The sequence below is a fragment of the Xanthomonas sp. LMG 12461 genome (genome assembly GCF_009192935.1).
Classification (GTDB): Bacteria; Pseudomonadota; Gammaproteobacteria; order Xanthomonadales; family Xanthomonadaceae; genus Xanthomonas_A; species Xanthomonas_A sontii.
Window position 1 is genome coordinate 78,491 of sequence record NZ_NQYT01000029.1, and the last position, 22,768, is coordinate 101,258.

The 22,768-nt window shown below is 67.8% G+C and carries 20 protein-coding genes; 17 read left to right on the forward strand and 3 right to left on the reverse strand.

The window, feature by feature from the left end; all coding sequences use genetic code 11:
* Nucleotides 1-91: 91 nt before the first annotated feature.
* The 7 genes from rpsA (at nucleotide 92) to galU (ending at nucleotide 7,495) form a co-directional block, all read left to right on the forward strand.
* Nucleotides 92-1,771 carry a 30S ribosomal protein S1 gene (gene rpsA / locus CEK68_RS08290; RefSeq protein WP_010342889.1) on the forward strand — a complete coding sequence of 560 codons (1,680 nt, stop codon included), beginning with the start codon at nucleotides 92-94 and terminating at the stop codon, nucleotides 1,769-1,771.
* Between the two features lie 80 nt (nucleotides 1,772-1,851).
* Nucleotides 1,852-2,157 (forward strand): integration host factor subunit beta, encoded by a 306-nt coding sequence (locus tag CEK68_RS08295; protein WP_010342890.1) that lies wholly within the window; start codon nucleotides 1,852-1,854, stop codon nucleotides 2,155-2,157.
* A 73-nt stretch (nucleotides 2,158-2,230) separates the two neighbouring features.
* Nucleotides 2,231-2,530: a LapA family protein gene (locus CEK68_RS08300; RefSeq protein WP_043092107.1), complete on the forward strand. Its 300-nt coding sequence runs from the start codon at nucleotides 2,231-2,233 to the stop codon at nucleotides 2,528-2,530.
* Between the two features lie 6 nt (nucleotides 2,531-2,536).
* The gene (lapB, locus tag CEK68_RS08305) at nucleotides 2,537-3,715 is read left to right on the forward strand and encodes a lipopolysaccharide assembly protein LapB (protein ID WP_017910701.1); all 1,179 of its coding nucleotides are present in this window, start codon (nucleotides 2,537-2,539) and stop codon (nucleotides 3,713-3,715) included.
* Nucleotides 3,715-4,704, forward strand: coding sequence for a glycosyltransferase family 4 protein (locus CEK68_RS08310; protein WP_152239115.1), 990 nt, complete (start codon nucleotides 3,715-3,717; stop codon nucleotides 4,702-4,704). Before lapB ends, CEK68_RS08310 begins: the two co-directional genes overlap by 1 nt.
* Nucleotides 4,704-6,614 carry a nucleoside-diphosphate sugar epimerase/dehydratase gene (locus CEK68_RS08315; protein WP_152239116.1) on the forward strand — a complete coding sequence of 637 codons (1,911 nt, stop codon included), beginning with the start codon at nucleotides 4,704-4,706 and terminating at the stop codon, nucleotides 6,612-6,614. Before CEK68_RS08310 ends, CEK68_RS08315 begins: the two co-directional genes overlap by 1 nt.
* Nucleotides 6,614-7,495, forward strand: a complete 882-nt coding sequence (gene galU, locus CEK68_RS08320; RefSeq protein WP_043092104.1) for a UTP--glucose-1-phosphate uridylyltransferase GalU — start codon at nucleotides 6,614-6,616, stop codon at nucleotides 7,493-7,495. Before CEK68_RS08315 ends, galU begins: the two co-directional genes overlap by 1 nt.
* 283 nt (nucleotides 7,496-7,778) lie before the next feature.
* Here the strand turns inward: galU and CEK68_RS08325 are convergent, their stop codons facing one another.
* From CEK68_RS08325 to CEK68_RS08335, 3 genes are all read right to left on the reverse strand, one after another.
* On the reverse strand, nucleotides 7,779-8,984 hold the full coding sequence (locus CEK68_RS08325) for an acetyl-CoA C-acyltransferase (RefSeq protein WP_017916931.1): 1,206 nt from the start codon (nucleotides 8,982-8,984) through the stop codon (nucleotides 7,779-7,781).
* A 152-nt stretch (nucleotides 8,985-9,136) separates the two neighbouring features.
* Entirely contained in the window at nucleotides 9,137-11,509 is a 2,373-nt protein-coding gene (locus tag CEK68_RS08330; protein ID WP_152239117.1) for a 3-hydroxyacyl-CoA dehydrogenase/enoyl-CoA hydratase family protein, read from the reverse strand.
* 34 nt (nucleotides 11,510-11,543) lie between these two features.
* Nucleotides 11,544-12,176: a TetR family transcriptional regulator gene (locus tag CEK68_RS08335; RefSeq protein ID WP_017910707.1), complete on the reverse strand. Its 633-nt coding sequence runs from the start codon at nucleotides 12,174-12,176 to the stop codon at nucleotides 11,544-11,546.
* Between the two features lie 214 nt (nucleotides 12,177-12,390).
* Here CEK68_RS08335 and ndk point away from each other — a divergent pair, with 214 nt between their 5' ends.
* From ndk to moeB, 10 genes are all read left to right on the forward strand, one after another.
* Nucleotides 12,391-12,816 carry a nucleoside-diphosphate kinase gene (gene ndk / locus CEK68_RS08340; protein ID WP_002812972.1) on the forward strand — a complete coding sequence of 142 codons (426 nt, stop codon included), beginning with the start codon at nucleotides 12,391-12,393 and terminating at the stop codon, nucleotides 12,814-12,816.
* A 35-nt stretch (nucleotides 12,817-12,851) separates the two neighbouring features.
* A complete protein-coding gene (gene rlmN, locus CEK68_RS08345) occupies nucleotides 12,852-14,033 on the forward strand; it encodes a 23S rRNA (adenine(2503)-C(2))-methyltransferase RlmN (protein WP_017910708.1) in 1,182 nt (393 codons plus the stop codon).
* A gap of 13 nt (nucleotides 14,034-14,046) precedes the next feature.
* Nucleotides 14,047-14,838: a type IV pilus biogenesis/stability protein PilW gene (pilW, locus tag CEK68_RS08350; protein ID WP_026143845.1), complete on the forward strand. Its 792-nt coding sequence runs from the start codon at nucleotides 14,047-14,049 to the stop codon at nucleotides 14,836-14,838.
* Nucleotides 14,835-15,710 (forward strand): RodZ domain-containing protein, encoded by an 876-nt coding sequence (locus tag CEK68_RS08355; RefSeq protein ID WP_152239118.1) that lies wholly within the window; start codon nucleotides 14,835-14,837, stop codon nucleotides 15,708-15,710. Before pilW ends, CEK68_RS08355 begins: the two co-directional genes overlap by 4 nt.
* A gap of 65 nt (nucleotides 15,711-15,775) precedes the next feature.
* Nucleotides 15,776-16,414: a tetratricopeptide repeat protein gene (locus CEK68_RS08360; RefSeq protein WP_152239119.1), complete on the forward strand. Its 639-nt coding sequence runs from the start codon at nucleotides 15,776-15,778 to the stop codon at nucleotides 16,412-16,414.
* Complete coding sequence (bamB, locus tag CEK68_RS08365; protein ID WP_017910712.1) at nucleotides 16,414-17,769, forward strand: outer membrane protein assembly factor BamB; 1,356 nt, start codon at nucleotides 16,414-16,416, stop codon at nucleotides 17,767-17,769. The genes CEK68_RS08360 and bamB overlap by 1 nt, the downstream gene beginning before the upstream one ends.
* Nucleotides 17,770-17,787: 18 nt before the next feature.
* Nucleotides 17,788-19,185: a ribosome biogenesis GTPase Der gene (der, locus tag CEK68_RS08370; RefSeq protein WP_150409378.1), complete on the forward strand. Its 1,398-nt coding sequence runs from the start codon at nucleotides 17,788-17,790 to the stop codon at nucleotides 19,183-19,185.
* A gap of 7 nt (nucleotides 19,186-19,192) precedes the next feature.
* Nucleotides 19,193-19,798: a molybdenum cofactor guanylyltransferase gene (locus CEK68_RS08375; protein ID WP_150409377.1), complete on the forward strand. Its 606-nt coding sequence runs from the start codon at nucleotides 19,193-19,195 to the stop codon at nucleotides 19,796-19,798.
* A complete protein-coding gene (gene glp / locus CEK68_RS08380) occupies nucleotides 19,795-21,012 on the forward strand; it encodes a gephyrin-like molybdotransferase Glp (protein ID WP_152239120.1) in 1,218 nt (405 codons plus the stop codon). Before CEK68_RS08375 ends, glp begins: the two co-directional genes overlap by 4 nt.
* Nucleotides 21,013-21,177: 165 nt before the next feature.
* Nucleotides 21,178-22,314, forward strand: a complete 1,137-nt coding sequence (moeB, locus tag CEK68_RS08385; RefSeq protein WP_152239121.1) for a molybdopterin-synthase adenylyltransferase MoeB — start codon at nucleotides 21,178-21,180, stop codon at nucleotides 22,312-22,314.
* Nucleotides 22,315-22,768: the final 454 nt, after the last annotated feature.

Sequence of the window (22,768 nt, forward strand, 5' to 3'; positions counted from 1 at the left end):
CCCGGCCGCTGTTCGGGCCGACTAACAGGTGGACAGTCGCTGTTTTCCAGAAGAAAACGCCCTGTCCGTGTGTCCACTAGAGTAATTTCAAATGACCGAATCTTTTGCCGAACTGTTCGAAGCCAGCCAAGCCAACCTGGCCAAGCTGAAGCCCGGCGCCATCGTCACCGGTACCGTCGTGGAAGTCCGCGGCGATGTGGTGGTGATCAACGCCGGCCTGAAGTCCGAAGGCATCGTGCCGATCGAGCAGTTCCGTAACGACGCTGGCGAAATCGACGTCGCCGAAGGCGACCTGGTCAAGGTCGCGCTCGACTCGCTCGAGAACGGCTTCGGCGAGACCGTGCTGTCGCGCGAGAAGGCCAAGCGCGCCATGGTGTGGGACGAGCTGGAAGAAGCGTTGGAGAAGAACGAGACCATCACCGGCCGCATCAGCGGCAAGGTCAAGGGTGGTTTCACCGTGGACATCAAGGATGTCCGCGCGTTCCTGCCCGGTTCGCTGGTGGATGTGCGCCCGGTGCGCGACCCGGCCTACCTGGAAGGCAAGGAACTGGAGTTCAAGCTGATCAAGCTGGACCGCAAGCGCAACAACGTGGTGGTCTCGCGTCGTGCGGTGGTCGAGAGCGAGCACTCGGAAGAGCGCGAGCAGCTGATGGACAAGCTGCAGGAAGGCGCGATCCTGAAGGGCGTGGTCAAGAACCTGACCGACTACGGCGCGTTCGTGGACCTGGGCGGCATCGACGGCCTGCTGCACATCACCGACATGGCCTGGAAGCGCGTGCGCCATCCGTCCGAAGTGGTCAACGTCGGCGACGAGCTGGACGTGCGCGTGCTGAAGTTCGATCGCGAGCGTAACCGCGTCAGCCTCGGCCTGAAGCAGCTGGGCGAGGATCCGTGGGACAACATCGCGCGCCGTTACCCGGCCAACAGCCGCGTGTTCGGCAAGGTCTCCAACGTCACCGATTACGGCGCGTTCGTCGAGATCGAGCCGGGCGTGGAAGGCCTGGTGCACGTGTCCGAGATGGACTGGACCAACAAGAACGTCAACCCGTCCAAGGTCGTGCAGGTCGGCGACGAAGTCGAAGTGATGGTGCTGGACGTGGACGAAGAGCGTCGCCGCATCTCGCTGGGCATGAAGCAGGTCGCCGCCAATCCGTGGGAAACCTTCGCCGCCACCCACAAGAAGAACGACAAGGTGTCCGGCCAGATCAAGTCGATCACCGACTTCGGCATCTTCATCGGCCTGGACGGCGGCATCGACGGCCTGGTGCACCTGTCCGACATCAGCTGGAACACCACCGGCGAAGACATCGTGCGCAACTTCAAGAAGGGCGACACGCTGGAAGCCGTGGTGCTGGCGGTGGACCCGGAGCGCGAGCGCATCAGCCTGGGCGTCAAGCAGCTGGAGCAGGATCCGTTCGGCCAGTACATGGCCGCCAACCCGAAGGGCTCGAAGGTCGAGGGCGTGGTGCGTGAAGTGGACGCCAAGGGCGCCACCATCGACCTGGCCGACGGCATCGAAGGCTACGTCGCCGCGCGCGACATCGCCAACGAGCGCGTCGACGACGCCAGCCAGCACCTGAAGGTCGGCGACAAGATCGAAGCCAAGTTCGTGGGCATGGACCGCAAGGGCCGCACCCTGCAGCTGTCGATCAAGGCCAAGGACGATGCCGAAATGCGCGAAGTGCTGGAGGAATACCAGTCCGCGTCGGGCGGCACCACCCAGCTGGGCGCGCTGCTGCGTGCGCAGCTGAACGGCAACAAGTCCGAGTAATCCGCCACACGCAGCGTTACTGGCACGGCCCGGTGTTCCCGGGCCGTGCCAGGTTGCGACCCCACTGCACGCATCCGTAAATGACCAAATCCGAGCTGATCGAAATCCTGGCGCGCAAGCAGGCGCATCTGAAGTCGGACGACGTCGATCTGGCGGTGAAGTCGTTGTTGGAAATGATGGGCGGCGCCCTGTCCGGCGGCGATCGCATCGAGATCCGCGGCTTCGGCAGCTTTTCCCTGCATTACCGGCCGCCGCGCCTGGGACGCAATCCCAAGACCGGCGAGTCCGTCGCGCTTCCCGGCAAGCACGTGCCGCATTTCAAGCCCGGCAAGGAGCTGCGCGAGCGCGTCAGCGGCGTCGTCCCGGTCGAATCCGATACGCCCTGAGCCCGGCGTCCGGCGCTTGCCGGAATCCACGCCTGTTCGGCTAATCTAGTGTCTCCCGACGCTGGAGTTGCTCATGAAGATCGCACGACTGCTGATCCTGCTGGTGTTGCTGTTGGCCGGCCTGGTCATCGGGTCGCTCAATTCGCAGCCGATCCAGATCAACTTCGTGTTCTCCAGCATCGCCACCACCTCCGGCATCGCCATCATCGTCTCGCTATTCGCCGGCGTGCTGATCGGCGCCTCGCTGGTCCTGGCGGCCCTGGTGATCCCCCTGTATGCCAAGCTGCGTCGCGCCAACAAGGCCGCGAACGCCGCGACCCCGGCCGTCGCGCCGGTTTCCACCCATGCCCACCAGCCCTTGGACGGACGCTGATCTTCGATGGACTTTCTGACCGAGTGGTTCTGGTTCTTCCTGTTCCTGCCGCTGGCGGCATTGAGCGGCTGGGTGATCGGCCGCCGTGGCGGCCAGCGCCATGGCGATACCCAGGTCAGCCGGCTGTCCAGCACCTATTTCCGCGGCCTCAACTACCTGCTCAACGAGCAGCCGGACAAGGCGATCGAGCTGTTCCTGCACATCGCCGAACTGGACAAGGAAACCTTCGAGACCCAGGTCGCGCTGGGCCACCTGTTCCGTCGCCGCGGTGAGGTCGACCGCGCCATCCGCCTGCACCAGGGCCTGGTCCAGCGCGGCGACCTGAGCGACGCGCAGCGCGTGCAGGCCTTGCTGGCGCTGGGCGAGGACTACATGAAGTCGGGGCTGCTGGACCGCGCCGAAACCGTCTTCACCGAACTGGCGCAGATCGACCAGCGTGCGCCGCAGGCGCTCAAGCACCTGATCGGCATCTACCAGGCCGAGCGCGACTGGGAAAAGGCCATCGACAACGCCACCCGCTACGAAGAGGTGACCGGCGAGCCGATGGGCAAGCTGATCGCCCAGTTCGAATGCGAGCTGGCCGACCGCTACCGCGCCTCCGGCAAGAACGATCTGGCGCGGGAGGCGATCGCGCGCGCCTACCAGGCCGATGCCAAGTCGGTGCGTGCGGGCATCCTGGAAGGGCGCATCGATGTCGACGACGGCAACGACGAGGCCGCCATCCGCGCCTTCGAGCGCGCCGCGCGCCACGACCCGGACTACCTGCCGGAGATCATGCCGGCGCTGATGGAGTGCTACCGCCGCGGCAACGATCTCAGCGGCGCGCGCGCGTTCCTGTCGGAGATGACCGAGCACTACCGCGGCATCGCTCCGGTGCTGGCGCTGACCCGGCTCATGGAGTCGCAGGAAGGCATTTCCGCCGCGCGTTCCTACCTGGGCCGGCAGCTCAAGGACCGGCCGTCGGTGCGCGGCGAGTCCGCGCTGATCGACCTGACCCTGGCCGAGGGCGCCGATTCCACCGCGACTCTGCAGGATCTCAAGCACATCACCGACCAGCTGCTGGTGCGCAATCCCAGCTACCGCTGCACCCGCTGCGGCTTCGGCGCGCGCACCCACCACTGGCAATGCCCCAGCTGCAAGGAGTGGGGCACGGTCAAGCCGTTGCTCAACTACGCGGTGGTGTAGTGCCCATCGCAGGAGCCGCGCTGCTCTTGGCGCTCGGGGTGTTCAGCGCGGCCGGCACCTGGCTGTCGCGCCAGTACGCACTCAAACGCAAGCTGATGGACGCGCCGGGCGAGCGGCGCAGCCATACCGTGGCCACGCCGCGCGGCGGCGGCGTGGCGATCGTGGCGGCGGTGCTGCTGGCCTGCGGCTGGGCGGCGCTGCAATGGCCGCAGCACGGCGCGGGCATCGCCACCGTCGCCGCCGGCCTGGTGCTGGTCGCTGGCGTCGGCTGGTGGGACGACCACCGGTCGCTATCGGCGGCGCTGCGATTGCTGGTGCACGCGGTCGCCGCGACCCTGTTGGCTGCACTTGTCTACAAGGCGAGCCAGCCGCTGTGGATGGTCGCGCTGGTGTGGTTGGCGACGGTTTCGCTAATCAATATCTGGAATTTCATGGACGGCATCAATGGTCTGGCCAGCAGCCAGGCGATGCTCGCCGCCCTGGGATTCGCCTGCCTGCTGCCGGCGCCGCTGCGCTGGCCGTGCTGGGTGCTGCTGGTGGCCTGCGCGGGATTTTTGCCGTTCAACTACCCCCGGGCGCGCATTTTCCTCGGCGATGTCGGCAGTGGCGCGCTTGGTTACCTGATCGCCGCGCTGTTCGCCTGGTGCCTCGTCGCCGGCGGCCAGGCGCCCTGGCTGCCGGCATTGCCGCTGTCGGCCTTTGCCATCGACGCAGGCTTCACGCTCGTCTCGCGCATGCTCGCCGGCGAACGCTGGTGGCAACCGCACGCGCAACATTTTTACCAGCGTTGGGTACACACCGGCAGTAGCCATACTGTCGTCACGCTCGCCTACGGTCTGTTCAGCATTGTCGCGATTACAATTGCGCGGCTGGGCAGGCCCCTGGATGCGGGCACGCAGGCCGGTCTGACGATCGCCTGGTTCTGTTCGGCAGGTGTGCTTTGGCTGGCCTTGCGCAACCGGATGCGCCGAACTCTCACGGATCACTGATGCTTTCCACGCGCGACCGAGTCACCGAGCTGTTTCCCAAGGCCTCCGTGGTTGTCCACGATCTGGCCATCGTCTGGGTCTGTTGGCAATTGCTGCACGCGGCGCGTTACACCATGCTCCCCGGCGAGCACCCGCTGCCGCTGTGGAACCTCAACACCGCCATCGTGCTGGTGGCGCAAGGCCTCGTGTTCTGGAAGGTCGGCCTGTACCGCGGCCTGTGGCGCTTCGCCAGCGTTCCCGACCTGCTCAATATCTTCAAGGCCAGCTTCTATGGCCTGGTGGCGATCGTGCTGGGGCTGGCCTACAGCCGCTTCGACGCGATCCCGCTCTCTGTGCTGATGGTGTATCCGTTCGCGCTGTCGGCGCTGCTGGGCGCGCCGCGGCTGCTGTACCGCGCCTGGAAGGACTACCAAATCGCCCACTCGGACGACACCGCGCGGCGTGTGCTGATCGTCGGTGCCGGCCGTGCGGCCGAGGCCCTGGTGCGCGACCTGCGCCGTTCCGGTGCCTACCAGCCCGTGGGATTCGTCGACGACGCCGGCCATCTGCACGGCGCCAAGCTGCAGGGCCTGCCGATCCTCGGCCGCATCGACGAAGCCGGCGCGATCGCCAAGGAAACCGCCGCCAAGCTGCTGGTGATCGCGATCCCGTCGTTGGACGCGGCCGGCATGCAGCGTGTGGTGGCGATCTGCGAAAGCACCGGCCTGCCGTTCCGCACCGTGCCGCGCCTGCTCGACGTGCTCGAAGGCCATTATCTGCCGGGCGAGCTCAAGGAGGTCGCGATCGAGGACCTGCTCGGGCGCAAGCCGGTGACCCCGGACTGGAAGCTGATCAAGGGTTGGTTGTCCGGGCGGACCGTGCTGGTCACCGGCGCCGGCGGCTCGATCGGCTCGGAACTGTGCCGTCAGTGCGCGCGTCACGGCGCGCGCAAGATCGTGCTGCTGGAGATCAACGAGCTGGCGCTGATCACCATCCATGCCGACCTGCACCGCACGTTCCCCGATCTGGAGATCGACTGCGTGCTCGGCGATTGCGGCGATCCGGCGGTGATCCGCCACGCCATGCAGGTGGCCGAGCCGGACGCGGTGTTCCATGCCGCCGCCTACAAGCAGGTGCCGCTGCTGGAGCGGCAGTGCCGCGAGGCGGTACGCAACAACGTGCTGGCCACCGAGAACGTGGCGCGCGCCTGTGTCGCGGCCAAGGTCTCGACCTTCGTGTTCATTTCCACCGACAAGGCGGTCAATCCGGTCAATCTGCTCGGTGCGTCCAAGCGCTACGCCGAAATGGTGTGCCAGTCGCTGGACGACCAGGCGGTGAGCACGCGCTTCGTCACCGTGCGCTTCGGCAACGTGCTGGACTCGGCCGGCAGCGTGGTGCCGCTGTTCCGCGAGCAGATCCGCCAGGGCGGCCCGGTGACGGTCACCGATCCGCAGGTGACGCGCTACTTCATGACCATTCCCGAAGCCAGCCAGCTGATCGTGCAGGCGGCGGCCTCGGCGTCGCATGGCGCCATCTATACGCTGGACATGGGCGAGCCGGTGCCGATCCGACTGCTTGCCGAGCAGATGATCCGCCTGGCGGGCAAGCAGCCCGGGCGCGACATCGCCATCGTCTATACCGGCCTGCGTCCGGGCGAGAAGCTGCACGAGACGCTGTTCTACGCCGACGAGAACTACCGGCCCACCTCGCACCCGAAGATCCTCGAGGCCGGCGTGCGCAGCTTCTCGCGCGAGGACGTGCTGCGCGGCGTGCAGCAACTGCGCGCCGCGGTGGCCGATTACGATAGCGACACCATCGAGAAGGTGTTGCGCATGACCATGCCGGAGTTCGCGCCCTTGCGTCAGCAAGACGGTCACGACGGCTCCGCTACCATCGTTCCATTCCCCGCACGCGAGGCCAGAAGGCTCTGATGAGCAAGAGAATCCGCAAGGCAGTATTCCCGGTGGCAGGTTTGGGTACCCGCTTCCTTCCCGCCACCAAGACCGTTCCCAAGGAAATGCTGCCGATCATCGATCGGCCGCTGATCCAGTACGCCGTGGACGAGGCGATCGAAGCCGGGTGCGACACCCTGATCTTCGTCACCAACCGCTACAAGCACGCGGTCGCGGATTATTTCGACAAGGCCTACGAACTGGAGCAGAAGCTGGAGCGTGCCGGCAAGCACGAGCAGCTGGAAATGATCCGCCACGTGCTGCCGGACGGCGTGCGCGCGGTCTTCGTGACCCAGGCCGAAGCGCTGGGCCTGGGCCACGCCGTGCTGTGCGCCAAGTCGGTCATCGGCGACGAGCCGTTCGCGGTGCTGCTGCCGGACGACCTGATCTGGAACCGCGGCGACGGCGCGCTGAAGCAGATGGCCGATCTCAACGAGCGCAGCGGCGCCAGTGTGATCGCGGTGGAAGACGTGCCGCACGAGAACACCGCCAGCTACGGCATCGTGGCCACCGAGGCCTTCGACGGCCGCAAGGGCCGCATCGCGCAGATCGTAGAGAAGCCCAAGCCGGAAGACGCGCCGAGCGATCTGGCGGTTGTCGGGCGCTACGTGCTCAGCTCGAAGATCTTCGAACTGCTGGAAAGCACCGGCACCGGTGCGGGCGGCGAGATCCAGCTGACCGATGCCATCGCCGCGCTGCTGAAGAGCGAGGAAGTGGACGCCTACCGTTTCGAGGGCACCCGTTTCGACTGCGGTACCCACCTGGGCCTGGTCGAGGCGACCATCCGGTTTGCGCTGGAGAACAAGAAGCTGGCCAAGCCGGCGCGTGAGAAGCTGACCCAGATGCTCGCCGAGGAGTAAGCCTGGTGCCGTGCGCCGCTGTGGGTGGCGCACGGGTCAATGAGCTTCAGGCACTGATCCGATCCAGATAGGCGAATCAGGTGACAAACAGAAAAAGGCAGCCGTGAGGCTGCCTTTTTCTGTTTTTGCGCTGGTCTGACAACAACGCTTGGTGCCGGACCCTCACCCCAACCCCTCTCCCGGTGGGAGAGGGGCTATAGCTGTTCCCTTTTCCCATCGGGACCATGGTGTCCTTTGGGGAAAGGTGGCCCACAGAAACGGACGAGGGTAGGGGAGCGCATGCTTACAGTGCTTCGATGATCCCCGCCGCGCCCATGCCGGTGCCGATGCACATGGTGACCATGCCGTACTTCTGCTTGTGGCGACGCAGGCCGTGCACCAGGGTCGCGGTGCGGATCGCGCCGGTGGCGCCGAGCGGATGGCCCAGGGCGATGGCGCCGCCCAGCGGATTGACCTTGGACGGGTCCAGGCCGCTGTCGCGGATCACCGCCAGCGACTGCGCGGCGAAGGCTTCGTTGAGCTCGATCCAGTCCAGTTGGTCCTTGCTCAGGCCGGCCTGCTTGAGCGCCTTCGGAATCGCCTCGATCGGGCCGATGCCCATCACTTCCGGACGCACCCCGGCGACCGAGAAGCTGACGAAGCGGGCCAGCGGGGTCAGCCCGTAGTCCTTGATCGCCTGCTCGGAGGCCAGCAGCACCGCACCGGCGCCGTCGCTCATCTGCGAGGAGTTGCCGGCGGTGACGCTGCCGCCGAACTGGCCGTTGCGGAACACCGGGCGCAGCTTGGCCAGGCCTTCGATCGAGCTGTCCGGACGCGGACCTTCGTCCGTATCGACCAGCTTCTTGCGCAGGGCGATGACGTTGTCGGCCAGGTCGGGCTGGTGCGAGAGGATCTCGTAGGGGCTGATCTCGTCGCGGAACTCGCCGGCGGCGATCGCGGCGATGGCCTTCTGGTGCGAGGCGAGGGCGAAGGCATCCTGGTCCTCGCGCGACACCTTCCATTCCTCGGCCACCTTCTCGGCGGTGATGCCCATGCCGTAGGCGATGGCCACGTGGTCGTCGGCGAACACGCTCGGCGACAGCGCGACCTTGTTGCCCATCATCGGCACCATCGACATCGATTCGGTGCCGCCGGCCAGCATCAGGTCGGCGTTGCCCAGGCGGATCTGGTCGGCGGCCAGCGCCACCGCCTGGATGCCCGAGGAGCAGAAGCGGTTGATGGTCTGCCCGGCCACCGAGTTCGGCAGGCCGGCCAGCAGCACGCCGATGCGCGCCACATTCATGCCTTGCTCGCCCTCGGGCATCGCGCAGCCGATGATCGCGTCGTCGATGCGCGAGGTGTCGATGCCCGGCGCCTGCGCCACCACCGCGCGCAGCACGTGCGCCAGCATGTCGTCGGGACGGGTGTTGCGGAACATGCCCTTGGGCGCCTTGCCGACCGGCGTACGGGTGGCGGCGACGATGTAGGCTTCCTGGATCTGTTTGCTCATGGCTTTCTCCGAAAGCCGGGAATGGGGAATGGGGAGTCGGGAATCGTGAAGCGATTCGCGCGATCTGCAGCAGTCCTATTTCCGGCAGAAAATTAGGGGTAGAAGGAGGAGCCGGGAATGCGTTTCCATTCCCGATTCCCCATTCCCGATTCTCAGTTCCTAAGCGGCTTGCCCGTCTTCAGCATGTGCCCGATGCGCGCCTGGGTCTTTTCCTGCTGGGCCAGTTCGACGAAGTGCTTGCGCTCGAGCTTGAGCAGCCATTCCTCGTCCACCAGCGCGCCGCGGTCGACCTCGCCGCCGCACAGCACGGTGGCGATGCGGGTGGCGATCTCGTAGTCGTATTCGCTGATGAAGCGGCCTTCCAGCATGTTGACCAGCAGCATCTTGAAGGTGGCGATGCCGACGTCGCCGGCGACCTGGATGCGTCGCGCCGGCAGCGGCGGGCGGTAGCCGCCCTCGGCCAGGGCGCGCGCCTCGGCCTTGGCGATGTACAGCGATTCGTAGCTGTTGAACACCACCTTGTCGGTGCCGCGCAGCAGGCCCAGTTCCTTGGCGTTGACCGCCGAGGTGGAAACCTTGGCCATGGCCACGGTCTCGAAGGTCTTCTTCAGCTCGGCGAACACGTCGCCGCCCGGACCCGCGGCCTGCGCCGCGCGCACCGCGATCTCCTTGAGGCCGCCACCGGCCGGCAGCAGGCCCACGCCGGCCTCGACCAGGCCGATGTAGCTCTCCAGCGCGGCCACGCTCTTGGCGCTGTGCATCTGGAACTCGCAACCGCCGCCCAGCGCCAGCCCGCGCACCGCCGCGACCACCGGCACCAGCGAGTACTTGATGCGCTGGCTGGTGGCCTGGAAGTTGGCGACCATCGCCTCGAACGCATCGACCTTGCCGGCCTGCAGCAGGCCCAGCGCGCCGGCCAGGTCGGCGCCGGCGGAGAAGGGTTCCTTGTGCTGCCACAGCACCAGGCCCTTGAAGTCCTTCTCGGCGCGGCCCACCGCTTCCTGCAGGCCGTCCAGCACCTGGTCGGAGACGGTGTTCATCTTGGTCTTGAAGCTGACCACGGCGATGTCGTCGCCGTCGTGCCACATGCGCAGGCCGTCGTTCTCGAACACGGTCTCGCCCTGCGCGAACTTCTCGCCCAGCAGCGGATCGGGGAAGCGCTGGCGCTTGTACACCGGCAGCGCCGAGCGCGGCAGCTTGGCGTCGCGCGCCGGGCTGTACGAACCTTCGGCGGCGTGCACGCCGTCGCGGCCATCGAACACCCAGTTCGGCAGCGGCGCGCTGCTCATGCTCTTGCCGGCGGCGATGTCGTCGGCGATCCACTGCGCGACCTGCTTCCAGCCCGCCGCCTGCCAGGTCTCGAACGGACCCAGCGCCCAGCCGTAGCCCCAGCGGATCGCCAAGTCCACGTCGCGCGCGGTCTCGGCGATGTCGGCCAGGTGGTAGGCACTGTAGTGGAACAGGTCGCGGAAGGTCGCCCACAGGAACTGCGCTTGCGGATGCTGGCTCTCGCGCAGCTTGGCGAACTTCTCGGCCGGGTTCTTGATCTTCAGGATCTCGACGACTTCCGGTGCGGCGGCGCGGTCGGCCGGGCGGTAGTCCTGCTTCTGCAGGTCCAGCACCACGATGTCCTTGCCGACCTTGCGGAAGATGCCGGCGCCGGTCTTCTGGCCCAGCGCGCCCTTGCCGATCAGCGCCTCCAACCACTTCGGCGCCTTGAAGAAGGCATGCCACGGATCGTTCGGCAGGGTGTCGCCCATGGTCTTGATGACATGCGCCATGGTGTCCAGGCCGACCACGTCGGAGGTGCGGTAGGTCGCCGACTTGGGGCGGCCGACCAGCGGGCCGGTGAGACCGTCGACCTCGTCGAAGCCCAGGCCGAACTGCTCGGTGTGGTGGATGGTGGACAGGATCGAGAACACGCCGATGCGGTTGCCGATGAAGTTCGGGGTGTCCTTGGCGTAGACCACGCCCTTGCCCAGGGTGGTGACCAGGAAGCTTTCCAGGCCTTCCAGCACCGCCGGCTCGGTGTGCTTGGCCGGGATCAGCTCGGCCAGGTGCATGTAGCGCGGCGGGTTGAAGAAGTGCACGCCGCAGAAGCGGTGGCGCAGCTGTTCCGGCAGCACGTCGGACAGGGCGTTGATGCCCAGGCCGGAGGTGTTGGAGGCCAGCACCGCATGGTCGGCCACGAACGGCGCGATCTTCTTGTACAGGTCCTGTTTCCAGTCCATGCGCTCGGCGATGGCTTCGATGATCAGGTCGCAGCCGCGCAGCTGCTCCAGGCCGGAGTCGTAGTTGGCCGGGGTGATGGCTTCGGCCAGCGCGGTGCTGGCCAGCGGCGCCGGGCTGAGCTTGGTCAGGTTGGCGATCGCCTTGAGCACCACGCCATCGGCGGGGCCTTCCTTGGCGGGGAGGTCGAACAGCACGGTGTCGACGCCGGCGTTGGTCAGGTGCGCAGCGATCTGCGCACCCATCACGCCCGCGCCCAGGACGGCGGCACGGCGGACGAGCAGGGGATTGGACATAGCGATCAGCCTCTGTGGGTCAACGTTTGCGGGATCAGGGAACCGAATGGGCGAGGAAGCCGGCTTCGGCGAAACGGATGAGTTCGCGGGCGGCGTGGGCACGGTGCGCGCCCTCGCTGACGCCGGCGGGGCGCTTGATCAGGCCGAAGTCGGCCATGGCGTAGGTCAGAGCGCCGGCCAGGAAATCCAGGCGCCAGTACAGTTCCTGCTTGCTCAGCCCGGGCACGCAAGCGGCGATGGCCTTGCCGAATTCGCGCAGCACATGGCCGTAGTGGTCGGACAGGAACTGGCGCAGGCTGTCGTTGTTCTCGGCATAGGCGCGGGCGATCACCCGCACAAAGGCGCCGCCGCTCTGCCGCTCCTGGGCCATCGCCAGGGCCGGCTCGACGAAGGCGGCCAGCACCGGGCCGAGCTGGCCGGGATGCTGCCGTTGCGCGGTTTCCAGCTGCGCCATGCGCGCGGCGGTCATTTCGTCCATGCGCCGCCGGAACACCTCGTTGACCAGGTTTTCCTTGGACCCGAAGTGGTAGTTCACCGCGGCGATGTTGACGTCGGCCTGGCTGGTGACCTGGCGCAGCGAGGTGCCGGAAAAGCCGTGTTGCGCGAACAGTTCCTCGGCCGCGCTGAGGATGCGGTCCTTGGTCGAGAAGTGCGCTTGCTTTGCCATGCGGCCGCCAGAATCAATCAAACGATTGTTTGAGTCTAGGCCCGGGCGGTGGGCGCGTCATGCTGCTATGCAGCACGATTCAGCCTGGCCGTGCAAAGCCGGCGCCGATTGGATAGAATTGTCCATCGCAATTCTGGCTAAGCCCGCGTTTTGACGCGGGTTTTTTTCATGTTAACCTCGGGCCTTCAGTGGCCCGCCCAACGGAGAACTTCCCATGGCGCTGGAGCGCACCCTGTCCATCATCAAGCCCGATGCCGTCGCCAAGAACGTCATCGGCGAAATCTACTCGCGCTTCGAGAAGGCCGGCCTGAAGGTCGTGGCCGCCAAGTACAAGCAGCTGTCGCGCCGCGAGGCCGAGGGCTTCTACGCCGTGCACCGCGAGCGTCCGTTCTTCAACGCGCTGGTCGAGTTCATGATCTCCGGCCCGGTGATGATCCAGGCGCTGGAAGGCGAGAACGCCGTGGCCGCGCACCGCGACCTGCTGGGCGCCACCAACCCGAAGGACGCTGCGCCGGGCACCATCCGCGCCGACTTCGCCGATTCGATCGACGCCAACGCCGCGCACGGCTCGGATTCGGTCGAGAACGCCGCCAACGAAGTGGCGTATTTCTTCGCCGCCACTGAAGTGGTTTCGCGCTAAGCGAGGTCGTCGTGAACGAGGTCGTCCATCCTCCCTTGGCCATCGCCGATCCCGTGCGGACCGGCGCGGCGGCCAAGCAGAATCTGCTCGACCTCGATCGCGAGGGGTTGGAGCGCTTCTTCGCCGAGACCCTCGGCGAAGCGCGTTACCGCGCCCACCAGGTGATGAAGTGGATCCACCACCGCTACGTCACCGACTTCGACCAGATGACCGACCTCGGTAAGGCGCTGCGCGCCAAGCTGCAGCAGCATGCCGAGGTCGTCGTCCCCAACATCGTGTTCGACAAGCCTTCCGCCGACGGCACCCACAAGTGGCTGCTAGCGATGGGCGTGGACGGCAAGAACGCGATCGAGACCGTCTACATCCCCGACAAGACCCGCGGCACGCTGTGCGTGTCCTCGCAGGTCGGCTGCGGCCTCAACTGCACCTTCTGCTCCACCGCCACCCAGGGATTCAACCGCAACCTCTCCACCGCCGAGATCATCGGCCAGGTGTGGGTGGCGGCGCGGCATCTGGGCAACGTGCCGCACCAGATGCGCCGCCTCACCAATGTGGTGATGATGGGCATGGGCGAGCCGCTGATGAATTTCGACAACGTCGTGCGCGCCATGAGCGTGATGCGCGACGACCTGGGCTACGGCCTGGCCAACAAGCGCGTGACCCTGTCCACCTCGGGCCTGGTGCCGCAGATCGACCGCCTGTCCAGCGAGAGCGACGTGTCGCTGGCGGTGTCGCTGCATGCGCCCAACGATGCGCTGCGCGAGACCCTGGTCCCGCTCAACAAGAAGTACCCGATCGCCGAACTGATGGACGCCTGTGCGCGCTACCTGCGCGCCAACAAGCGCCGCGAGTCGGTGACGTTCGAATACACCCTGATGAAGGGGATCAACGACCAGCCCGAGCATGCACGGCAACTGGCGCGGCTGATGCGCCAGTTCGACAACGCGGTGCAGGCGTCGAACGCCGGCAAGGTCAACCTGATCCCGTTCAATCCGTTCCCGGGCACGCGCTACGAGCGCTCCGGCGAGACCGAGATCCGTGCATTCCAGAAGATCCTGCTGGACGCACAGGTGCTGACCATGGTGCGGCGCACGCGCGGCGACGACATCGATGCGGCCTGCGGGCAGCTCAAGGGGCAGGTCATGGACCGTACCCGCCGGCAGGCCGAGTTCAAGCGCGAATTGCAGACGCGGGCGGATCGGGATGCGGCGGCGTAGCCAAGGGCGTTCCATCGCAGTGGTGGCGATCGCAGTGCTGGCCTTGCCGGGCTGCAACTGGATCGCTGCCAAGACCGGCACCGTGCGCACCGCCGAACAGGTGCAGCCGCATTATTCCTTCCGCGACAGCCGCGCGGTGAAGTCGCGCGTGGCCTTGCAGGAACAACTGGGCCTGGCCGCCAACGGGCTAGCCTCCAACGACCTGGACGCAGCGCAGACGCATGCGCGCAAGGCGCTGGCAGTGGACGCCGACTCGGTCGACGCACTGACCGTGCTGGCGGTGGTCGCCGATCGCAAGGGCGATGCCGCGACCGCCGGCGGGTACTACCGCAAGGCCGCCGAGCTGGCGCCGAGCAACGGCGCGACCTTGAACAACTACGGCGCCTGGCTGTGCGCGAACGGCTCGCCGGCGGAGTCGCTGGCTTGGTTCGACCGCGCGCTCGCGCTGCAGGACTACGCCACGCCGGCCTCGGCGCTGGCCAACGCTGGCGGCTGCGCACTGCAGGTGGGCCAGCGCGAGCGTGGCGAGCGTGACCTGCGCAAGGCGCTGGAGCTGGATCCGGACAACGCGTACGCACTCGAGGCGATGGCCCGCAACGAGGTCGCGCAAGGGCGCTTTTTCGAGGCGCGGGCCTTCTCCGAGCGGCGTCTGGCGGCTGCGCCTGCCACCGCTTCCGTGTTACAACTTGCTATTCAGATTGAGCAAAGGCTGGGCGACAAGGCTGCCGCCGGCCGTTACCAACAGCGGTTGCGCAAGGAGTTTCCCGACGCCGCGACCACGACACCCGGGGCTAGTGCATTGTGATCAGTGATTCCAATCCGAACGCTTTCGATGGCGCCAAAGGCTGCGGGCAACAGCTCCGCGAAGCGCGCGAAGCGGCCGGCCTGAGCATCGACGACGTCGGCAGCCGACTGCGCATGCCGGTGCATGTGGTGCAGGCACTCGAGTCGGAGCAGTGGCAGCGCCTTGGCGCGCCGGTCTTTGTCCGCGGGCAGCTGCGCAGCTACGCGCGCCTGCTCGGCGTCGACCTGGAGCCGTTGCTGCAGACCGCGCAGATCGCGCCGGTGCAGCCGGTCGAATTGATCAGCCACACGCACACGCCGCCGCTGCGGCGCATGCTCGAGAGCGCCACGCGGCGCATGGTCTACGTGGTGATCACCGCCGGATTGGCGGTACCGGTGTGGTACGCCACCCGCAGCCATTTCGCCGACGACGGCGGCCCCAGCACCGCCTCGCTGGACGTGGTGCCGGGCACGCCGGGCACGACCGCTGCCGCGACGGCGACGCCGGCCAACGGTGCCGCTGCGCCGGTGCCGACCACGCCGGCGGCCACGCGTCCGGCGCCAAGCGCCGCGGCGCCGTACATCGCTTCGCTGACGCCGATGCCGCGTCCGGCGGCAGAGCCGGAGAAGAACAGTCTGAGCCTGTCGTTCCAGGGCGACAGCTGGGTGCAGATCCTCGCGCCCGACGGCACGCCGGTGGAGAAGGCACTGCTGAAGGCCGGCGAGACCCGCACGTACGCGCCGGGGCAGGTCGGACGTGTGGTGCTGGGCAATGCCTCCGCGGTCCAGGTTCAGCAATCCGGGAGTACCGTGGATCTGACCCCGTTCAGGCGCGCGAACGTGGCGCGCTTTGCGGTATCCTCTGACGGTTCCGTGGTGCCCGCCTCCGAGTGACGGCGGCGCGGTTCCTCATCTTCAACTTTTTCATGTCCCGTCGCAGCGGCGGGGCGAGAGTACGCATGGCGATTGACGACCTGCTCGACGAGCACGAACAAAGCGAACGCGTCCGCACTTGGCTCAGGAAGAACGGCGCCGGCCTGATCGGCGGCATCGTCCTGGGCCTTGGCGCGATCATCGGCTGGCAGTGGTGGACCAAGCAGCGGTCCAACGATCTGGCCCAGGCCAACGCCCGCTACGAAGCGGTGCTCAAGAGCATCCAGGCCAATCAGCTGGACAAGGCGGCCAAGGACATGGCCGAACTGCAGCAGGGCTCGACCAACATCTACGCCGAACTGGCAGCGCTGCGTCTGGCCAAGGCGCAGGTCGATGCCGGCAAGTCCGATGCCGCGTTGACCACGCTGCGCGCGCTCAAGGCCGACGGCGAAATGAAGGTGCTGGTCGACCATCGCGTGGCGCGGTTGCTGATTTCCGGCGGCAAGCCGCAGGACGCGCTGGCGCTGGTGGCCTCGGCCACCGATTCGCAGGGTCTGGAGATTCGCGGCGATGCGCTGATCGCGCAGGGCAAGCGCGACGCGGCGCGCGATGCGTACGCCAAGGCGCTGACCAGCCTGGACGTGGCCTCGCCGCAGCGGCGCGTGGTCGAAACGAAATTGATGGATGCGGGCGGCAGCGTGCCGAATGCCGCGGAGCCGATCTGATGAAGGTAGTCATGTTCAAGCGTGTCGCCACCGTGGCCCTGCTGGGTCTGGCCTTGTCGGGCTGCACCACCGTCAAGGGCTGGTTCGCCGGCAAGGATGCGGCCGCCAAGAAAGCCGCCGAGCCGGCCGAACTGGTGAAGTTCACCCCGTCGGTGAAGGTGGTGAAGCTGTGGTCCACCGACGCCGGCAAGGGTGAGCGCCAGATCGGCGTGCGTCAGCGCCCGGTAGTCGCCGATGGCAAGGTGTATGCGGCCGCGACCTCCGGCACGGTGTACGCGCTGGATCTGCAGACCGGCAAGACCATTTGGGAATACGACGCCAAGCAGGCGCGCAAGCAGCAGCTGTCGCAGGCCGAGGACCAGCCGAAGAGCCAGGTCGAGAGCGAGTCCGGCAAGAACCTGTCCAAGGACGAGCGCGCCGCCTACAAGCAGCGCCTGCGCAACGAGAAGCAGCAGGCCAAGGAGCGCAAGCGGCTCGAGAAGAAGCGTCCGCTGCCGCGTTTCGCCGGTGGCCCGGGCGTGGGCGACGGCCTGGTGGTCGTCGGTGCGCTGGACGGCGCCGTGATCGCGCTCGATGCCGCCAACGGCACCGAGAAGTGGCGCGCCAAGGTGCCCAACGAAGTGATCGCCGCGCCGGTGATCGCGCAGAACATGGTGTTCGTGCGCAGCAACGACGGCCGCACCACCGCCTTCGATGCGGCGACCGGACAGCAGCGCTGGTTCAATGCGCAGGAACTGCCGAGTCTGACCGTGCGCGGCAATGCGCCGGTGGTGGCGGGTCCGGGCGTGCTGTTCATCGGCAACGACGACGGCACGCTGGCCGCGCTGGCGATGCAGGACGGTCGCGTGCTGTGGGAGCAGACCATCGGCGTGCCGGAAGGCCGCACCGAGCTGGAGCGCATGGCCGACGTCGACGGCGCTCCGGTGCTCGACGGCACCACGCTGTATGCGACCAGCTTCAAGAACGAGACCGTGGCGCTGGAAGGCCCGAGCGGCCGCCCGCTGTGGAACCGCGATCATGGCGGCGCCGGCGGTGTCGGCGTGAGTTCCGGCAACGTGGTGGTGGCCGACAACGCCGGCACCGTGTGGGCGCTGGACAAGGCCTCCGGATCGGCGATGTGGTCGCAGCCGGGGCTGGCGCGCCGGTCGCTGACCGGCGTGGCGATCCAGGGCGATTACGCCGTGGTAGGCGACTACAAGGGCTATCTGCACTGGCTCCGGCTCGACAACGGCGAGTTCGCCGCGCGCGAGCGGGTCGGCCGCAAGCCGCTGGTGGCGCAGCCGGTGGTCGCGGACGGGATCCTGCTGATGCAGAACACGAAAGGCGACCTGACCGCGTTCCGGTTGGGTCAATAACAAGAGAAGGATGTCGCGATGCTGCCGCTGGTCGCCCTGGTTGGACGGCCGAATGTCGGCAAGTCCACGCTGTTCAATGCGCTGACGCGCAGCCGTGACGCGCTGGTCCACGACCAGCCCGGCGTCACCCGCGACCGCCACTACGGGGTATGCCGGCTGCAGCCGGACACCCCGTTCGTGATCGTCGACACCGGCGGCATCTCCGGCGAAGAGGAAGGCCTGGCCGGCGCCACTGCCGAGCAGGCGCGCGCCGCCGCCGGCGAGGCCGACCTGATCCTGTTCGTGGTCGACGGTCGCGAGGGATCGTCCGCGCTCGACGACGAGATCCTGGCCTGGCTGCGCAAGCTGGCGCGGCCGACCCTGCTGCTGATCAACAAGATCGACGGCACCGACGAGGACCAGGTGCGCGCCGAATTCGCGCGCTACGGCCTCGGCGACGCCATCGCGGTCTCCGCCGCGCATCGCCACGGCATCGACGACCTGCTCGACGAGGTCCTGGGGCGGCTGCCGGAAGAGGGCGCCGGCGAGACCCTGGACACCGATCCGGCGCGCATGCGCATCGCCTTCGTCGGCCGCCCGAACGTGGGCAAGTCGACCCTGGTCAATCGCCTGCTGGGCGAGGAGCGCATGATCGCCTCCGAGGTGCCCGGCACCACCCGCGACTCGATCGCGGTGGACCTGGAGCGCGACGGCCGCCTGTACCGGCTGATCGACACCGCCGGCCTGCGTCGCCGCGGCCGCGTCGAGGAGGCGGTGGAGAAGTTCAGCGCGTTCAAGACGCTGCAGGCCATCGAGCAATGCCAGGTCGCAGTGCTGATGCTCGATGCCGGCGAGGGCGTGACCGATCAGGACGCGACCGTGCTCGGCGCGATCCTCGATGCCGGCCGTGCCCTGGTGGTGGCGATCAACAAGTGGGACGGGCAGAGCGACTACCAGCGTGCGCAGGCCGAAGACCTGCTGTCGCGCAAGCTCGGCTTCGTGGCCTGGGCCGAGGCGGTGCGCATTTCGGCCAAGCACGGTTCGGGCATGCGCGAACTGTTCCAGGCGATCCATCGCGCGCACGCCTCGGCGGTGCGCGAGTTCAGCACCAGCGAAGTCAACCAGGCGCTGGAAATCGCCTACGAGAGCAATCCGCCGCCGAGCATCCGCGGCCACGTCTCCAAGCTGCGCTACGTGCATCCGGGCGGCAGCAATCCGCCGACCTTCATCGTCCACGGCACGCGCCTGAAGGTGCTGCCGGAGTCGTACAAGCGCTACCTGGAGAACTTCTTCCGCAAGCGCTTCAAGCTGGTCGGCACGCCGGTGCGCTTCATGTTCCGGGAAGGCGCCAACCCGTACGAAGGCAAGAAGAACGTGCTGACCGAGCGCCAGATCGCCAAGAAGCGGCGCCTGATGAAGCACGTCCGCGGCAAGTAGCCGCACGATGGATACGCGGCGCGCGATCACCCTCGGCATTCTCGCCGGCGGCCGCGCGCAACGCCTGGGCGGATGCGACAAGGCCTGGCTGCAGCGCGACGGGCAGGTGCAGGTGCAATGGCTGGTGCAGGCGCTGGCGCCTCAGGTCGCCCAAGTGGTGGTCAGCGCCAACCGCAGCTTGCCGCACTATGCCGCCATCGGGCTGCAGGCAGTGCCGGACCGCGTCGCACCACTGGCCGGGGCGGAACGTTCCTTGGGACCGATCGCCGGGCTGGACGCGCTTGCCGCCGCCTGTGCCACGCCCTGGCTGCTGACCGTGCCGGTCGATATCTGCGTGTTGCCGCGTGATCTGCCTGCGGTGCTGGCCGCAGCCGCTGACGAGTGCGATGGCGCCTGGGTCGAGGATGCCGCCGGCGCGCAGCCGTTGGTGGCGCTGTACCGATTGGCCGCGCTGCGCCCGGCGCTGGAGGAGGCGCTGGCAGCCGCCCGCTACGCGCCACGCTCATTGCAGCAGCGCCTGCGGATGCGGCCGGTGCCGCTGCCGGAAATCGTGCTGGGCAATCTGAACACGCCGCAGGATCTGGCTGCAGCGGGTATCCTGCCGCCACCATGACCGACTATCCCTCCCGGATCGCCTACACCGACGCGCTGGCGATCGTCGCTGCCGCTGCGCGTGCCCGTCCCGTCAACAGCGAGCGCCTGGCAGCGTCGCGTGCCGATGGCCGCATCCTGCTGGAGCCGCTGGATGCGCCGATCGACCTACCGCCGTTCGCCAACAGCGCGATGGATGGCTTCGCGCTGCGCCATGCCGATCTGACCCCGGGGGCGGCGACCGACTTGCGGCTGGCCGGCGAGCAGTTCGCCGGCGCCGATCGGCACCAGGCGCTCGCGCCCGGCGAATGCCTGCGGGTCACGACCGGCGCGCCACTGCCGGCCGGGGCCGATACGGTGGTGATCAAGGAGAACGTGCACGAGCATGACGGCGTAGTGCAGATCCCCGCCGACGTCGCCGTCGGCGCACACGTGCGGGCGCGCGGCGAAGACGTGCGCGCCGGCGAGCGCGTGCTCGAGGCCGGCATGTTGTTGACGCCTTCGCGCATCGGCCTGGCCGCGGCCTTGGGCGTGGACCAGTTGATGGTGGCGGCGCGGCCGACCGTGGCGGTGTTCGCCACCGGCGACGAACTGGTCGAGCCGGGCCTGCCGTTGCAGCCGGGGCAGATCTACAACAGCAACCGCGACATGTTGATGGCGCAACTGCGCCTGCTCGGCCTGGCGCCGACCGCGTGGCCGACCCTGCCGGACGATCCGCAGCGCATCCAGGCCATGCTCGCCGACGCCGCCTCGGCGTTCGACGTGGTGCTGACCTGCGGCGGCGTCTCTGCCGGCGAGAAAGACTACCTGCCGCGGCTGCTGGCCGAGCACGGCCGCATCCTGTTCTGGAAGGTGCGCATGCGCCCGGGCATGCCGTTGCTGTTCGGTGAGTGGGACCGCGCCCTGTTCCTGGGTCTCCCGGGCAATCCGGTGTCGGTGCTGGCGACCTTCCTGGCGATCGGGCGGCCGTTGCTGGATGCGCTGCAGCGGCGCAGCGAGCCGCATCGGGCCTGGCGCGCCCGGCTGGCGGCCGGCTGGGACAAACGCCACGACCGGCTGGAGTTTCTGCGCGGGCGCATGCGCTGCGACGCCCACGGTCAGCTGTGGGCAGAGCCGAATCCCGCGGACGGCTCGCATCGCCTGCGCGGCGCCGCCGACAGCGACGTGCTGCTGCGGCTGGAGGAGGGCGCACGCCAGTTCCAGGCCGGCGACGTGGTCGAGGTGGTGCCGTACTGAGGGCACCCCCTAAGCACCTGCATCCAACATCATCAAGCCGGATACAGGATGCCTGTGGGAATGGTTTCAGCGGGACGGGGCGTTCCCGGGCAAGCGCGTCGCGAGGTTCCTTCAGCCGCGCCGTCGACAGCGGACGCGGAACCGGTTTGCGCCGATAATGCGCGCATGGGCATTCGAGAACTGACCCCGGCACAGGCGCAGGCGCGGCAGGCGCAGGGCGCGCGCCTGATCGACATCCGCGAGGAGCACGAGCGCGTCACCGGCATGGCCGAGGGCGCGCAGGGCGTGGCCCGCGCGCAGTTGCAGGCCGACCCGGCTGCCTATCTTGGCGCCGACACCGAGGTGCTGCTGATCTGCCAGAGCGGCAAGCGTTCGCACGACATCGCATTGTTCCTGGCGCAGGCCGGTTACACCCAGGTCGCTTCCGTGCTGGGCGGCACCACGCGCTGGCAGCGCGAAGGCTTGCCGTTGCAGCGACCGACGCTGGAACCGGCGCAGGAAGACTTCTTCGACCGCTATTCGCGGCATCTGCGCCTGCCCGAAGTCGGGGTCGAGGGCCAGCGCCGGCTGCAGGCCGCGCGCGTGCTGCTGGTCGGTGCCGGCGGCCTGGGCTCGCCGGCCGGTTTCTACCTGGCCGCGGCCGGGGTGGGGCACTTGCGTATCGCCGACGACGACGTGGTCGAGCGCAGCAATTTGCAGCGGCAGATCCTGCACGGCGACGCGCGGATCGGCCAGGCCAAGGTGGAGTCGGCCGCGGCGAGCCTGGGCGCGTTGAACCCGGGCGTGCGGGTGGAGGCGGTGCGCGAGCGGGTCACCGCGGACAACGTCGAGCGGCTGCTGCAGGACGTGGACGTGGTGCTGGACGGCTCCGACAACTTTCCCGCGCGCTACCTGCTCAACGATGCCTGCGTGAAGCTGGGCAAGCCGCTGGTGTACGGCGCGGTGCAGCGCTTCGAGGGCCAGGTCAGCGTGTTCGATGCCGGTCGCCGGCGCGGGCAGGCGCCATGCTACCGCTGCCTGTTCCCGGAGCCGCCGCCGCCGGAGTTCGCACCGAACTGTGCCGACGCCGGCGTGCTCGGCGTGCTGCCCGGCATCGTCGGCCTGCTGCAGGCCAACGAGGTCTTGAAGCTGCTGCTCGACATCGGCGAACCCCTGCGCGGCCGCCTGCTGCACTTCGATGCCCTGGCGATGCGCTTCCGCGAAACCCGCCTGTCCGCCGATCCGCAGTGCCCGCTGTGCGCGCCGGACCGGCCATTTCCTGGTTATATCGACTATGCGCGGTTCTGTGGGGCTGAGGGTTAGCTGCTACTAGCTTTCGTTGTACGCAGCGGCACCCGTACCCTCATCCGCCCCTTCGGGGCACCTTCTCCCGGTGGGAGAAGGGAGGCGGGTCTCGATGGCTGAAGCAACGTCGCGCACGCTCAAGCTCAAGACCCTCTCCCTGCGGGAGAGGGGTTGGGGTGAGGGTGCGGCGCACAGCGCGCGACCGCTTGCATGTCGCACAAAAGGTTCCTTGCGCGCAGCACGCAGTGCGCCGCGTCTCATGGGCCCCTCTAAAAACCCCGCCTTTGGCATCATTGGTCTGGAGAACACGCCGAGGACGCCACGATGATCAGCCTGTTTGCCGGCCACGAACGCGAAGCCAAGCGGCAGCAGATCGGCGATCCTCTGGCTCTGCTGTCACGGCATATCGACTTTGCCGGGATTGCTCACGCCGTAGACGCGAAGCTGTCCTTGGGTACTGGCAAGCGCGGTG

What these genes read in the sequence shown, in the direction of transcription:
- rpsA (WP_010342889.1), top strand. Translation starts at nt 92, where the DNA reads ATGACCGAATCTTTTGCCGAACTGTTCGAAGCCAGCCAAGCCAACCTG.
- CEK68_RS08295 (WP_010342890.1), top strand. Translation starts at nt 1,852, where the DNA reads ATGACCAAATCCGAGCTGATCGAAATCCTGGCGCGCAAGCAGGCGCAT.
- CEK68_RS08300 (WP_043092107.1), top strand. Translation starts at nt 2,231, where the DNA reads ATGAAGATCGCACGACTGCTGATCCTGCTGGTGTTGCTGTTGGCCGGC.
- lapB (WP_017910701.1), top strand. Translation starts at nt 2,537, where the DNA reads ATGGACTTTCTGACCGAGTGGTTCTGGTTCTTCCTGTTCCTGCCGCTG.
- CEK68_RS08315 (WP_152239116.1), top strand. Translation starts at nt 4,704, where the DNA reads ATGCTTTCCACGCGCGACCGAGTCACCGAGCTGTTTCCCAAGGCCTCC.
- galU (WP_043092104.1), top strand. Translation starts at nt 6,614, where the DNA reads ATGAGCAAGAGAATCCGCAAGGCAGTATTCCCGGTGGCAGGTTTGGGT.
- CEK68_RS08325 (WP_017916931.1), bottom strand. Translation starts at nt 8,984, where the DNA reads ATGAGCAAACAGATCCAGGAAGCCTACATCGTCGCCGCCACCCGTACG.
- CEK68_RS08330 (WP_152239117.1), bottom strand. Translation starts at nt 11,509, where the DNA reads ATGTCCAATCCCCTGCTCGTCCGCCGTGCCGCCGTCCTGGGCGCGGGC.
- CEK68_RS08335 (WP_017910707.1), bottom strand. Translation starts at nt 12,176, where the DNA reads ATGGCAAAGCAAGCGCACTTCTCGACCAAGGACCGCATCCTCAGCGCG.
- ndk (WP_002812972.1), top strand. Translation starts at nt 12,391, where the DNA reads ATGGCGCTGGAGCGCACCCTGTCCATCATCAAGCCCGATGCCGTCGCC.
- CEK68_RS08360 (WP_152239119.1), top strand. Translation starts at nt 15,776, where the DNA reads ATGGCGATTGACGACCTGCTCGACGAGCACGAACAAAGCGAACGCGTC.
- bamB (WP_017910712.1), top strand. Translation starts at nt 16,414, where the DNA reads ATGAAGGTAGTCATGTTCAAGCGTGTCGCCACCGTGGCCCTGCTGGGT.
- der (WP_150409378.1), top strand. Translation starts at nt 17,788, where the DNA reads ATGCTGCCGCTGGTCGCCCTGGTTGGACGGCCGAATGTCGGCAAGTCC.
- CEK68_RS08375 (WP_150409377.1), top strand. Translation starts at nt 19,193, where the DNA reads ATGGATACGCGGCGCGCGATCACCCTCGGCATTCTCGCCGGCGGCCGC.
- glp (WP_152239120.1), top strand. Translation starts at nt 19,795, where the DNA reads ATGACCGACTATCCCTCCCGGATCGCCTACACCGACGCGCTGGCGATC.
- moeB (WP_152239121.1), top strand. Translation starts at nt 21,178, where the DNA reads ATGGGCATTCGAGAACTGACCCCGGCACAGGCGCAGGCGCGGCAGGCG.